General features: G+C 71.3%; 10 protein-coding genes. 2 read left to right on the forward strand and 8 right to left on the reverse strand.

The genetic code is table 11. The features are described 5' to 3' along the window. Positions 1–28 precede the first annotated feature (28 nt). From J8403_RS02175 to J8403_RS02185, 3 genes are all read right to left on the reverse strand, one after another. Positions 29–406 (reverse strand): hypothetical protein, encoded by a 378-nt coding sequence (locus tag J8403_RS02175; protein ID WP_059146634.1) that lies wholly within the window; start codon positions 404–406, stop codon positions 29–31. 2 nt (positions 407–408) lie between these two features. Then, positions 409–648, reverse strand: coding sequence for a hypothetical protein (locus J8403_RS02180; RefSeq protein ID WP_014057435.1), 240 nt, complete (start codon positions 646–648; stop codon positions 409–411). 89 nt (positions 649–737) lie between these two features. Next, positions 738–1,706: a carbon-nitrogen hydrolase family protein gene (locus J8403_RS02185; RefSeq protein ID WP_211121567.1), complete on the reverse strand. Its 969-nt coding sequence runs from the start codon at positions 1,704–1,706 to the stop codon at positions 738–740. A gap of 245 nt (positions 1,707–1,951) precedes the next feature. Here J8403_RS02185 and manD point away from each other — a divergent pair, with 245 nt between their 5' ends. Both manD and J8403_RS02195 read left to right on the forward strand, forming a co-directional pair. Continuing rightward, complete coding sequence (gene manD / locus J8403_RS02190; protein ID WP_211121568.1) at positions 1,952–3,193, forward strand: D-mannonate dehydratase ManD; 1,242 nt, start codon at positions 1,952–1,954, stop codon at positions 3,191–3,193. A 42-nt stretch (positions 3,194–3,235) separates the two neighbouring features. Then, entirely contained in the window at positions 3,236–4,219 is a 984-nt protein-coding gene (locus J8403_RS02195; protein WP_211121569.1) for an aldo/keto reductase, read from the forward strand. Between the two features lie 16 nt (positions 4,220–4,235). Here J8403_RS02195 and J8403_RS02200 read toward each other — a convergent pair whose 3' ends face one another. The 5 genes from J8403_RS02200 to J8403_RS02220 form a co-directional block, all read right to left on the reverse strand. Beyond that, the gene (locus J8403_RS02200) at positions 4,236–6,176 is read right to left on the reverse strand and encodes a cellulase family glycosylhydrolase (RefSeq protein ID WP_211121570.1); all 1,941 of its coding nucleotides are present in this window, start codon (positions 6,174–6,176) and stop codon (positions 4,236–4,238) included. Between the two features lie 94 nt (positions 6,177–6,270). Then, positions 6,271–7,725 (reverse strand): FG-GAP and VCBS repeat-containing protein, encoded by a 1,455-nt coding sequence (locus J8403_RS02205; protein WP_211121571.1) that lies wholly within the window; start codon positions 7,723–7,725, stop codon positions 6,271–6,273. A gap of 96 nt (positions 7,726–7,821) precedes the next feature. Continuing rightward, positions 7,822–8,901 (reverse strand): CobW family GTP-binding protein, encoded by a 1,080-nt coding sequence (locus J8403_RS02210; protein ID WP_211121572.1) that lies wholly within the window; start codon positions 8,899–8,901, stop codon positions 7,822–7,824. Between the two features lie 104 nt (positions 8,902–9,005). Continuing rightward, complete coding sequence (locus J8403_RS02215) at positions 9,006–10,013, reverse strand: aldo/keto reductase (protein WP_211121573.1); 1,008 nt, start codon at positions 10,011–10,013, stop codon at positions 9,006–9,008. A 74-nt stretch (positions 10,014–10,087) separates the two neighbouring features. Beyond that, positions 10,088–12,631 carry a beta-L-arabinofuranosidase domain-containing protein gene (locus J8403_RS02220; protein WP_211121574.1) on the reverse strand — a complete coding sequence of 848 codons (2,544 nt, stop codon included), beginning with the start codon at positions 12,629–12,631 and terminating at the stop codon, positions 10,088–10,090. Between the last annotated feature and the right edge of the window lie 15 nt (positions 12,632–12,646).

The raw sequence follows: 12,646 nt of genomic DNA on the forward strand, positions 1-12,646 counted from the left end.
TGAAAGCCCCCGCCGGTCCGTTTCCCGCTCAGATCCGCCAGGAGCGGATGCGGCCGGCCGCGTCGAACACATCGGCCTTGCTGGAGAGGATGTCGCGGACCAGGTCGATCAGCGCCCCGTACGGCGGGTCGATGCCCTCGCCCGAAGCGTGCATATAGGCGACCGCGGTCGCGGCGGCGAACCGCGCGTTGCTCGCCGGGAGCGGTCTGAGCAGCGCGATGGTGTGCAGCAGGGCCGCGGCCCGCCACGCCGGATCGGGATCGACCCCCAGGCGCGGCGGGTCCACCCGGTGGCGGGCGACCGCGGCGACCAGACCCGAGAAGTCCGAGATGGCCGGCTGTTCCGGCATGACCTCCTCATGGCGCTGCAGCAGCCAGGGGACGTCGATATGCAGCAGCGGGGCCATGGTCAGGCGGCCTGCCCGGGATGGCGGTGCTCATCGTCGGGGAACGCGTCCGCGAAGGCGTCCGCGTTGTCCGCGAAGAACCGCCGGAAGACCTCGGCACCCTCCTGCAGAGCGCGGTGCCGCGCGATGTCGGCCACGGTCGCCTCCCGGACGAGGGCCTTCATCGTCGTACCGCGTTCCTTGGCGATCTGGCGGAGGTCCTCAAGTTCCCGATCGCTGAATTCCACGTTGAGTGCTGACATGCGGGACACCCTACTCACCAGGTACCCCGTCAGCAATCGCCCCAGCTCAGATCATGTTTTTGTAGGTACTTGACAAACCGTTCCCGCCATTACGGAAGGCTGCGGCCGGGGACCGGTCCGCCCTCGGGTCCCAGCCGGATGAAGGGTTCGCGCACCTCACGGCCCGTCAGGCTCCGGTAGGCGGCGGGGCGGCGGAAGGCGTCCCCCCAGGTTTCCCGGCGCCGGTAGTCGCGCAGCGCGTCGAGGTCGAAGACCGCAGGATAGACCCCCGCGGCCTCACCCGCCTCGACCACCAGGGTGTCCCGCGACCGGCCGTCGGCGAAGGCGATGCCGTCGTGGGCGACGGAGTGGCCCCAGCCGGGACCGGCGTAGTTGGCCAGGGCCATACCGGTCATGTTCTCCCCGGCGCGGGAGCGGAACTGGGAGAGCCGGTTGATCTCCAGCTCGCAGGCGTTCGGGGTGAGGACGATCTCGGCACCGGCGAGCATCAGGGCGCGGGCGCTCTCCGGGAACTCGCGGTCGTAACAGATCATCGCCCCGGTCATCACCTCGCCCACCGCCGTGTCCAGGGCGCACACCTCGAACCCCTCCCCCGGGGTCAGCGCGGCCTCGGGCAGGTCGAAGACGCAGGTGTGCACCTTGGCGTAGGTCAGGACCAGACGGCCGTGCCGGTCGATGAGGGACAGGGTGTTGCGCGGCGCCCCGTCCCAGCGCTCCAGATAGGTGAGCGCGATGGCCATCTCCAGCTCGGCGGCCAGTTCACGGAAGCGGGTGACGAAGGGCGAGTCGCGGGTGACCGGCTCGCCGAGCCAGACGGCCCGGGGCCGCGGCGCCGCCGAGGCCTCGTCCCACAGCGACGGATGGCGGTAGCGATCGCCGCGGGCGAAGTCGTCCGGGACGGAGCAGCTGTAGCCGTTGCTCCACATCTCGGGGAAGAGCGCGATGTCGGCGCCCATGGCCGCGGCCCGCCGGCAGGCCGCCTCGCCGAGGGCGAGGTTCACGGACAACTTGGGCCCGGGCGGGGCGAGTTGCAGCAGGGCGACGGTGAGGGTGGTCATGGCGGAGGCCTCCTTCGGTATCTGATGGCGTGCGGACGGCGCGAAGGAGGTGTCCGGGCGGGCCCCGGGGGCGGGGCGGGTGTCACAGCATGCCGCCACGCTACCCGCGGGCGTGGGAGTTGACGAGGGGGCGGGAGGCGGGCCGTCGCCCCCGGATCCCGGCGGCGGGAAGCGGGTAGGGCTGCCCGTACGGCGTGATCGCCGGAACGGACCGAGCAAGCGGAACAAGGGGAATGGGGTATGCGGTGAGGATCGAGTCGGCCGAGGTCGTCATCACCAGTCCGGGGCGCAATTTCGTCACCCTGCGCATCGTCACCGAGGACGGTGTCACGGGTCTGGGGGACGCCACGCTCAACGGCCGTGAGCTGGCCGTCGCCTCGTATCTGCGGGACCACGTGGTGCCGCTGCTGCTGAACCGGGACGCCTCGCGCATCGAGGACACCTGGCAGTATCTGTACCGCGGGGCGTACTGGCGGCGGGGTCCGGTGACCATGGCCGCCATCGCGGCCGTCGACACGGCGCTGTGGGACATCAAGGCCAAGGCCGCCGGGATGCCGCTGTACCAGCTGCTGGGCGGGGCCTCGCGCACCGGGGCGCTGGCCTACGGACACGCCTCCGGCCGGGACGTCCCCGAGCTGCTCGACTCTATCCGTGCCCATCTGGAGCGGGGCTATCGCGCGATCCGCGTGCAGACCGGCGTCCCCGGGCTGGCCTCGGTCTACGGGGTGGCCTCCGCCAGCGCGGGCGGCGGGGAGCGCTACGACTACGAACCCGCGCGCCGGGGGTCGGGGCCCCGGGTGCTGCCCGCCGAGGAGAGTTGGGACACCCGGGCCTATCTGCGCCATGTGCCGACGGTGTTCGAGGCCGTACGGCAGGAGTTCGGCCCGGAGCTGCCGCTGCTGCACGACGGCCACCACCGGATGACGCCCATCCAGGCGGCCCGGCTCGGCAAGGCGCTGGAGCCGTACGACCTGTTCTGGCTGGAGGACGCCACGCCCGGCGAGGACCAGGCGGCGCTGCGGCTCATCCGGCAGCACACCACCACCCCGCTGGCCATCGGCGAGGTCTTCAACCACGTCCACGACTACACCACCCTGCTGAGCGAGCGGCTGATCGACTATGTGCGCTCGGCGGTGACCCACACCGGCGGGGTCACCGCCATGCGCAAACTGCTGGACCTGGCCGCGGTCTACGGGATCAAGTCCGGCATCCACGGCCCGACCGACATCTCCCCGGTGGGCATGGCCGCGGCGCTCCACCTGGATCTGGCCGTCCACAACTTCGGCATACAGGAGTACATGCCGCACACCGCCGACACCCTGGAGGTCTTCCGCACCTCCTTCCGCTTCGAGGAGGGGCTGCTGCACCCGTCCGACACCCCGGGCCTGGGCGTCGAGCTGGACACCGAGGCCGCCGGACGGTTCCCGTACCAGCCCGCCTACCTGCCGGTGAACCGGCTGGCGGACGGCACGGTGCACGACTGGTGAGCGGGGGTACGGTGAGCGTCGCAGCAGGAGAGAAGAGGGAGCATGGAGCAGCGTGAGTTCGGCCGGCTCGGCCGGAAGGTCTCGGTCGTGGGCCTGGGCACCTGGCAGCTGGGCGCGGACTGGGGCGAGGTCGGCGAGCAGGACGCCCTGGCCGTGCTGGACGCGGCCGTCGAAGCGGGCGTGACGTTCTTCGACACCGCCGATGTGTACGGGGACGGGCGCAGCGAGCGGCTCATCGGGCGGTATCTGCGGGAGCGGCCGGACGCCGGGATCTTCGTGGCGACCAAGATGGGGCGGCGGCTGCCGCAGCTCGAGGAGAACTACACCCTGGACAACTTCCGCGCGTGGACCGACCGGTCGCGGGCCAACCTGGGGGTGGACACCCTGGATCTGGTGCAGCTGCACTGCCCGCCGTCCCCGGTGCACTCCTCGGAGGCGGTCTTCGACGCGCTGGACACGCTGGTGGCCGAGGAGCGCGTGGCGGCGTACGGGGTGAGCGTCGAGACGTGTGCGGAGGCGCTGGCGGCGATCGCGCGGCCCGGCACGGCGAGCGTGCAGATCATCCTCAACCCGTTCCGGCTCAAGCCGCTGGAGGAGGTGGTGCCGGCGGCGCGGGAGGCCGGTGTGGGGATCATCGCGCGGGTGCCACTGGCGTCCGGGCTGCTGTCGGGGAAGTACACCAGGGACACCGTCTTCGCCGAGAACGACCACCGCACCTTCAACCGGCACGGCGAGGCGTTCGACCAGGGCGAGACCTTCTCCGGTGTGGGCTTCGAGGAGGGTCTCGAGGCGGCGGTGGAGTTCGCGGAGCTGGCGCCCGAGGGAGCCACCCCCGCGCAGACGGCGCTGCGGTGGATCGTCCAGCAGCCGGGCGTGACCTCGGTCATCCCGGGGGCGCGTTCGCCCGAGCAGGCTCGGGCGAACGCGGACGCGGCGGGGCTGCCCCCGCTGCCCGCCGCCACGCTGGAGGCCGTCGGCGACCTGTACGACCGGCGGCTCCGGGCCCGGGTGCACCCTCGCTGGTAGCGGTGGCATCAGAGGCTCAGAAACCCGCGTCCGCCGCCCACGCCGTCAGTTCGCGCTGGGCGGCGGCGCGCAGCTCCGCCGAGGGGGCGGCGGTGCCGTCGGCGATCAGCGCGTAGTGCACGGTGCCCGCGTCGGCCGGGGCGGAGAGCACCAGCCGGCGCGCGTCGGTGACGCCGGGCTCCGCGGCGGTGGCGATGGGGTGGTCGGCGGTATGGCCGTGCGCGGTGTACGCGGGCGGCCCGGTGACGGTGCCCAGATCGGAGACGACGGTGGTCCGGGCGGGGTCGAAGTCGCGGGGCAGACGCAGTTCGGTGGGCGCTTCGGTACCGCCGTCGGAGCGCCACACCAGCATGCCGTAACGGCCGGAGCCGGTCAGCTCGGCCACGTTCGGCAGGCTGCCGGGGATGCGGTTCCAGCTGAGCGTGGTGGCGCCGTCGCGTGAGCGGTCCTCGAAGGTGAAGGCGAGGGTGCGGCCCGCGACGGCGCGCGGATACAGCCGGTCGAGCAGCCGTGCGTCCTGGCGCAGCCCGGCGTTGCCGGAGTCGTCGAGGCGGACGGCCGAAAGGTCCTCGCCGTTCCACGCGTCGCCCTCGGTGAGGACCTTGCCGGTGTTGCCGTTCATGGCCTCGTGGTGGCGGCCGCTGTAGATGTCCCACTGCCACTGGGTGGAGGAGAGCACGGCGCCGGAGGCGGCCGGCCGGGTCCACCAGGTGGCGCCGGGGAGCCGGGAGTCCAGCGCCTGGTACATGCCCTTGACGACGGTGGGGGCCTTGTCGGAGGTGAAGCCGGTCAGCGGATGGCCGAACTCGCTCATGACGGCCGGAAGGTCCAGGGCGGTGGAGCGGTCGCGCAGGGCACCGAAGTCGCCCGCGTACTGCCCGTCGGCCGCCTTGCCGGGCATGAAGATGCCGGAGATGGCCTTCTGGTCGTAGTAGTGGGTGTTGAAGACATAGTCGGGGCCGGGCTTTCCGGCGTCGAGGAGTCCGCCCTCCTGGCGCTGGAAGTCCAGGTTGGAGTTCCAGAACATATTGGGCTCCACGAACGCGGGCTTGTCCTGCCAGCCCGCGGCGTCCATACGGGCGCGGAACTTCTCGTAGAAGGGCCACAGCACGCTCTTCTCCCAGGTGCGGCTGTTCTGGCCGTCGTCGTACGCGCCCGCGTACGGCTCGTTGAGCGGGTCGAAGCCGGCGACGCGGGTGAACTGCTCGTCGGTGAGGTGCCGGGCGAGGTAGGTCATGGTCGTCCCGGCGGTGGCCAGGAAGGCGTCCTGGACGCGGACGGTGCCCGCGCCGGTGGTCAGGGCGCGGTTGCGCCAGAAGTCGCGGGTGGCGTCTCGGACCGCCTGGTTCTGGGTGATGTTCTGGCCCCAGTGGACGCAGATGCCGCAGGACTCCTTGGGGTATCCGCCCGCGTCGATGACCCATTGCGGCGCGCCGTCGCCGCTGTACCAGCTGTCCTTGTCGAAGAGACGGCCGGAGTACAGGTCCTGGTGGAAGTCGGGGAAGACCCGGATTCCGGCGTCCAGGAACGCCTTCATCTGCGCGGTGGCCTTCTCCAGATAGCCGGTGTCCACCCGGCCGGGCTCGGGCTCGGCATGGGCCCAGGACAGCAGGAAGCGCACCGCGTTGGCTCCGGTCAGGTTCCGCATGGCGGCGGCGGATGTCCTGGCGTCGGCGGTGGTGGCGAACGGGAGCCCGCCGTTCTCCTCCAGTTTGGTCTCGCCGGACACGTTGAAGCCGCGCAGCACGACCTCGCGGCCGTGTCCGTCGGTGAACCGGGTGCCGTCCACGGCCATCCGGTCCGCCGCGCGGCCGTCGAACCAGGGCGCCTCGGCCGCGGCCGCCGGAGTGCCCGGGGCCGCGGCCGCCGCCAGCAACGCGGCGGCCACCCCGAGCAACCGGGTGCGACCCGGTCGGGGGCGGCCGATCCGTATCCCTCGCGTCTGATGAGTCGGCATGGACCTACCGTCCAGTAGATCTGAGGGATCGTCAACTGTTCACGCACGGAGTCCAGTTCGGCCCTGCGGTGATGCGGTCGCGGCCGGAATCCGGCTACTGCTGGAACTCCGCGCCCAGGGCCGCACCGGCCTCCGGCGCCCCGAGGGAGTCGGGCCCGAAGGACACGACACCGCTCGTGGTGAGGCCGCCCGACTGGCCACGCAGCACCCATGCCGCACCGCTGGTGGAATGGGCGCCGTCCTCGTCGGGCGCGCCCACCGCCAGGTCGTCCTTGCCGTCGCCGTCGGTGTCGGCGAGCCGGACGGCCATGCCGAAGTGATCGTCCGCCTCCGCGGCGCCGGGGACACCGGCGGTGTCCTGGGTGAACGCCTGGGCTCCGGTGCCGGACAGCCCGCCCCGGCCGCCGTAGAGCTGGACGACGCTGCCGGCCGCCTTCTGGCCGGCCTCAAGGGCCTCATACGGGATGCCGACGGAGATGTCCGCGTAGCCGTCGCCGTTGACGTCGCCGGAGCTGAGCGAGTAGCCGAACTGGTCGCCGTCCTCGTTGACGCCCGGGACGCCCGCGGTGTTCTGGTCGATGGTCGTGGTGCGGGTGGTGCTCGGCCCCGAGGCGGTGCCGTAGAGGACCTTCAGGGTGCCGTGGTCGTACGGCAGGTCCTCGACGACGTTCCCCGGGACCGTGCGCAGCACCAGATCGCCGTGGCCGTCCTTGTCGACGTCGCCGATGGTCGCGGAGGCGGCGTCGGTGAGGTCCTTGACCTTCGGCGACAGGCCCTTGTCGTCCCCCTTGAAGAACAGGCTGGACTGGGACATCTCCTCGAAGGCGTGGGTGGAGACGAGGTCGTCCTTGCCGTCGCCGGTGATGTCGCCCGCGGTCAGACTGGTCGGCCCGTCGAACCTGCCGGTGTCCGAGAAGGAGCTGCCCGCCTCCTTGCCGTCGCGGGTGAACGGGCCGAGACGGACGCGCAGGCCGGTCTTCTCCTCATCCGAGCCCTCGTCGACGGTGACCACATCGACCAGGTCGGCCTTGCCGTCGCCGTTGAAGTCACCGCCCACGATGTCGCTGGAGCCCCAGTGGTCGCCGTTGCCGGCGGGCAGCTGGGTGCCGCCGGTCAGGCCGTTCGCCGAACCCCACAGGACCGTGATGGCCGGGGAGTCACCGGCCTGGACCGCCAGATCGGTGTAGCCGTCGCCGTCCAGGTCGCGGGCGACCGTATGGGCCCCGAAGTACGTCGACGCGGTGGGGTCGCCGGGGACGCCCGCGGTGGCCTGGCTGACGACCTGGCGGTGGGCGGTGTCCGCGCCGGAGGCGGAGCCGTAGACCACGGCGACATAGCCCGCCTTGGCCTTGCCGTCCACCGTGCCGGCGGGGGCGGAGACGGCGAGGTCGGCGCGTCCGTCCTTGTTGAAGTCGACCTTGGGGGCGGCGGCCGCGGCGGCGCGGGCCTCGGCGGCGCCCGCCGAGGGCAGGGCGAGCACAGCGGGGGTGGTCACAAGTGCCACCACGGTCGCGCAGCGCACGACGGTGGTGAGGGAACGGGAGCGCACAAATCCTCCTGCTCGTTGATGAGCGTTTACCTCATGTACACCCACCAGGACCCGTGACGCCGCCTCAGGGTTGCACCACCATTTCCAGGGATTTCCCTAGTCCGCCTCGTCCACATAGCGGAGCACGCCCATCATGTGCGTGTCGTCGACCTCTTCCGCGGGTGCCGCCACGCACTCGACCAGCCGCTTGGTGAGGGTGTCGGCGTCGATCCCGGTGCCGATCATCACCAGCTGGGTGGTGCGCGGCTCATCGCGCTCCCAGGGCGAGGGCTGGAAGCGGAGATACGAGCCGACCGCGTGCAGGGTGAACTTCCGCTCCCGGCCCGCGCCCGCGAAATGGAGGAACCCCTTGGCCCGGTAGAGGCCCGCCGGGAGGCTGTCGAGGAAGGCCATCAGCCGGCGCGGATGGAGCGGCTCGGCCGCGGTGAACTCCATGCTCTCGTACGCGGCGTGGAGGTGCCGGCCGTGGTCATGGCCGTCGCCGCACCCGTCCTCGCCGCACCCGCCCCCGGCATCCACCTCGTCGCCCCACACATCGGCGAACGAGAGCTGCCGGAAGCCTTCCCCGGAGGTCTCGCGGGGCCGGTGGTCGAAGAGGAGCGCGGGGTCGACACGCCCGTGCGCCGCGGTCAGGACCGGCGCACCGGGGGCGATCTCCTGGATGTTCTCCACCAGATCCCGCCGTTCGTCCTCGGCGACGCGGTCGGTCTTGTTGAGCACGATGAGGTCCGCGGCGCGGACATGGCGGTCGAGCTCGGGGTGGCGGACGCGGGTGTCCGGGAACTCCGCGGCGTCCACGACCTCCACCAGGCCGCCGTAGACGATCCGCTCATTGGTGCTGGACAGCAGCGTACGGATCATGCTCTGCGGCTCGGCGAGGCCACTGGCCTCGATCACCACGACATCGATGCGCAGCTCCGGATCGGTGAGCCGGTCGAGCATCTCGTCCATCTCGGAGGCGTCGGCCGCGCAGCACAGACAGCCGTTCTCGATCGGGATCATCGAATCGACCTGCCCGGCGACGGCCATGGCGTCGATGTTGATGGATCCGAAGTCATTGACGATGACGCCGATGCGGGTGTCCGCGCTGTCCCGCATCAGATGGTTGAGCATCGTCGTTTTCCCGGAGCCCAGAAAACCCGTGACGAGAATGACCGGAATCCGTTGTGTGGCCAAGGTTGCGTCTCCGTGCGGCGGTTCGTGGCGGTCTCGGGTGACCGCTCATGCTATCCGTCCGCGGACCGGGCCGGTCCCCGGCCCGCGGACGTCGGCGAACCCCGTCAGGGAATCTCGATGCCCGCCTCGGCCGAGAGGCGGTCGATCTCGGCCAGCTCGGCGTCGCTGAAGGCGGGCGAGTCCAGCACCGAGACGTTCTGCTCCAGCTGGGCGACGCTGCTCGCGCCGATCAGCACCGAGACCACCCGGGGGTCGCGCAGCACCCAGGCGAGCGCCAGCTGGGCGAGGGTCTGGCCGCGCCCCTGCGCGAGCTTGTTGAGGGCGTGCAGCAGGGACAGCCGCTCCTCGGTGAGCGTCTCTCGCTTGAGGAAGTGGCCGAGCGCCATGCGCGAATCGGCCGGCACCCCGTGGAGGTACCGGTCGGTGAGCTGTCCCTGCGCCAGCGGCGAGAAGGCGATGACCCCGACGCCCGCCTCGGCGGACGCCTGCAGCACCCCGCCCTCGACCCCGCGCTGGAGGATCGAGTACGGATGCTGGTTGATCAGATACGGGGTGCGCAGGTCCTTCAGGATCGCGGCGGCCTCGGCGATCGCCTCCGGCGGGTAGTTGGACAGGCCCGCGTAGAGCGCCTTGCCCTGGCGCACCGCGCTGTCGAGGGCGCCCATCGTCTCCTCGAGCGGGGTGTCCGGGTCGAAGCGGTGGGAGTAGAAGACATCGACGTAGTCCAGCCCCATCCGGGACAGCGACTGGTCGAGGCTGGCCAGGACGTATTTGCGCGAGCCCCACTCGCCGTACGGCCCCGGCCACATGAGGTATCCGGCCTTGCTGGCGATGAAGAGCTCATCGCGATAGGGGCGGAAGTCCTGGGCGAAGATCGAGCCGAAGTTGGTCTCGGCGCTCCCGGGCGGCGGACCGTAGTTGTTGGCCAGATCGATATGGGTGACACCGAGGTCGAAGGCGCGGCGCAGCACGGCGCGCTGGGTTTCCAGGGGGTGGGTGTCGCCGAAGTTGTGCCACAGGCCGAGCGAGACCTTCGGGAGCAGCACACCACTGCGCCCGCAGCGCTGGTACTGCATGGAGTCGTAGCGGTTCTCGGCGGCGAGGTGGACCATGCGCGTCGTCCTTGTCCGTACGGTGCGGTTGGGAGCGGGCGTGGCCGTGGGGACGGCCCGCCCGCCTGAGCTTGTCAGCTTCGGGCCAAAGTGGCGACCTCATTCCCGCTGAGTGTTCTGCCGTAGACGCGGAAGTCGTCGAAGGCGGCCTCGAGGTACGGGTCCGGGTACTGCGACCTGCCGAGGTACCCGGCCCGGATGTGGTTGCCGAAGTGGACGGGCTCGACGGTGATGGCGGTGTTGCGTCCCACCTCGCGCCCGCCGACGTAGAGGACGGCGGTGCCGGTGCCGTAGGCGACGGCGACATGGACCCACTGGCCGGTGGGCAGCGGGGCGGCCTCGACGCGCTGCTCGGCTCCGCCGCCGCCCGCGGTGATGGCGAAGCGCAGCTTCCCCGAGTCGGCGACGGGGGTGAGGAACATATTGGCGGTGACCCCGGTGCCGATGTCGAAGATCCGGGTCCAGGTGGCGGGGGTGCCGTCCAGCCGGACCCAGGTGGCCAGGGTGTACGCCCGGGCGCCGGCCAGCAGGTCGTCGGCGAGGACGACATGCCCGTCCGTGCCGTTCAGGGCGACCGCGCCACCGGTCCTGCCCGCCGTCCAGGAGGCGCCGCCGGTGAGCCGGGCGGTCTTGCCGCGGCCGGTGGCGTCGGCGGCGGCGGTGCCGGAGGTCTCGTCGAAGCGGTGCCAGGCGGCGAAGGCGGGCGGCGGGGTGGGCGGCTGCCCGGTCAGCCAGTACACGTTGTAGTGCTGGTGGTGGACGCGGGCGACCGGCAGCAGGGTCACGCTCTCGCCACTGGCCGTGGCGCCGAACCGCATGGGGCTGGTGGCGCTCTGGGTCACGGATCCCCTGTCCAGGCGCGGCATGGTCATTCCGGTGCGGCCGCCGTACGCCCCGGCGAGTACGACGGGCCCGTAGAGCACGGCCGGGACGTCGGGGTCGTCGGGGGTGGGGTCGAACGTCAGCTTCATCGGCAGGGTCACCTCGACCCGGTCGCCGGTCTTCCACTGGCGGTCGATGATCAGCCAGCTGCCGGGGGCCGGCCGGTCGGCGAGTGCGGCGCCGTTGAGCGTGGCGCGGGCCCCCGCCGCCCAGGAGGGGATGCGGACGCGCAGTTCGAGGGAGGCACCGCCGGAGGCGACGGTGAGGGTGGTGGTCTGCTGGTCGGGGAAGCCGGTGGTCTGGCGCCAGGTGATGCCCTTGTCCTGCCAGCGCAGCTCGGAGGGGATGAAGAGGTTCACCAGCAGGCTGCGGTCGGCGTGGGTGTAGATGGTGTCGGCGAACTTGGCCTGGGTCTCCATGCCACTGCCGTGGTCGCAGGAGAAGTTGTCGTAGTCGGTGGAGTACTGGTTGGGGTCGGTGCCCATGAAGGACGGCTGCTGCTTGAAGGAGCCGGGGGCGAGACCGGTGTAGTAGATGTTGAAGCCGTGGGCCGAGTCCGGGTCCTGCTCGCCGAGCATCTGGTTGAGCAGGGTGCGCTCGTAGTAGTCGAGCAGATCCGTGCGCTCCGGGGCGTGGAAGTGGATCAGCCGGGTGAGCTTGAGCATGTTGTAGCTGTTGCAGTTCTCGCAACAGGTGTTGGAGAGCTGGGCGGCGATGGCGTCGGGCTCGTGGAACGCCTCCCCGTTGCTGTTCCCGCCGATGACATAGGTGTGGTGATCGGTGACGATCTTCCAGAAGTTCTCGCCGATGGTGCGGTAGCGGCTGTCGAGCCCCTCCTCCCACAGCCGGATGGCGCCGACCATCTTGGGGATCTGGGTATTCGCGTGCAGTCCGGCGAGCCGGTCCTCGTTCCGGGCGAGCGGGTCGAAGACGCGGGCGTGGGTGAAGCGTTCGGCGACCGTCAGCCAGCGGCTGTCGCCGGTGATCGCGTGCAGATCGGCGAGGACGTCGTTCATGCCGCCGAACTCGGTCTGCAGCACCCGCTGCATCTGGTCGTAGCTGAGCTTCCCGGTGCGGGCGTCGACCCAGGCGGCCTGGCGCAGCACGGTCTGCAGGGCCTCGGTGTCGCCCGCGAGCCGGTACTGGTCGACGAGCCCGGCCATGATCTTGTGAAGGGTGTAGTACGGGGCCCACACCCCGGTGCCCGCCTCCAGCCGGTCGAAGAAGCTCTCGGGGAACGCCGAGAGATAGCCCTGGCCGTAGCCGGCGGCCGGGGACCTGGCCTGGCAGGCGGCGAGCGCCGAGACCAGTGCGCGGCCCTTGTCGCGCAGTGCGGTGTCACCGGTGGCCGCGTAGGTGAGGGCCAGTCCGGACAGGAGGTGGCCGGTGCTGTGGCCGCGCAGTTCCGTGGTGGGGCTCTCCCAGCCGCCGCAGGGCTGGGCGGCGCTGGGGAGGCCGACATTGAGGCGGAAGGTGTGCAGCAGCCGGTCGATGTCCACGAAGCGCAGATAGGCGGTGTTGCGGGACTGGTTGTCCTGGAAGGCGCCGGGGAGCAGGGTCACGGCGGTGAGCGGAAAGGGCTGGACGCCGGTCAGCGCCTTGGGCCCCCGATGGGCCGGGGTGGCGCCCGGGGGCGCCGCCGCGGCGGTGGATCCGGCCGCGACGGTGAGCGCCACGGCCGCGGCGCCTGTGGCGGTGGTGGTGATGAAGTGCCGTCTGTCGACTGGTTCGCTCATGACTGCCCCCACTGA

Source organism: Streptomyces yatensis, from assembly GCF_018069625.1.
Classification (GTDB): domain Bacteria; phylum Actinomycetota; class Actinomycetes; order Streptomycetales; family Streptomycetaceae; genus Streptomyces; species Streptomyces yatensis.

Coding starts and splice junctions, on each gene's coding strand:
- J8403_RS02175 (WP_059146634.1), bottom strand. CDS start 406: ATGGCCCCGCTGCTGCATATCGACGTCCCCTGGCTGCTGCAGCGCCAT.
- J8403_RS02195 (WP_211121569.1), top strand. CDS start 3,236: ATGGAGCAGCGTGAGTTCGGCCGGCTCGGCCGGAAGGTCTCGGTCGTG.
- J8403_RS02200 (WP_211121570.1), bottom strand. CDS start 6,176: ATGCCGACTCATCAGACGCGAGGGATACGGATCGGCCGCCCCCGACCG.
- J8403_RS02185 (WP_211121567.1), bottom strand. CDS start 1,706: ATGACCACCCTCACCGTCGCCCTGCTGCAACTCGCCCCGCCCGGGCCC.
- J8403_RS02215 (WP_211121573.1), bottom strand. CDS start 10,013: ATGGTCCACCTCGCCGCCGAGAACCGCTACGACTCCATGCAGTACCAG.
- J8403_RS02220 (WP_211121574.1), bottom strand. CDS start 12,631: ATGAGCGAACCAGTCGACAGACGGCACTTCATCACCACCACCGCCACA.
- J8403_RS02180 (WP_014057435.1), bottom strand. CDS start 648: ATGTCAGCACTCAACGTGGAATTCAGCGATCGGGAACTTGAGGACCTC.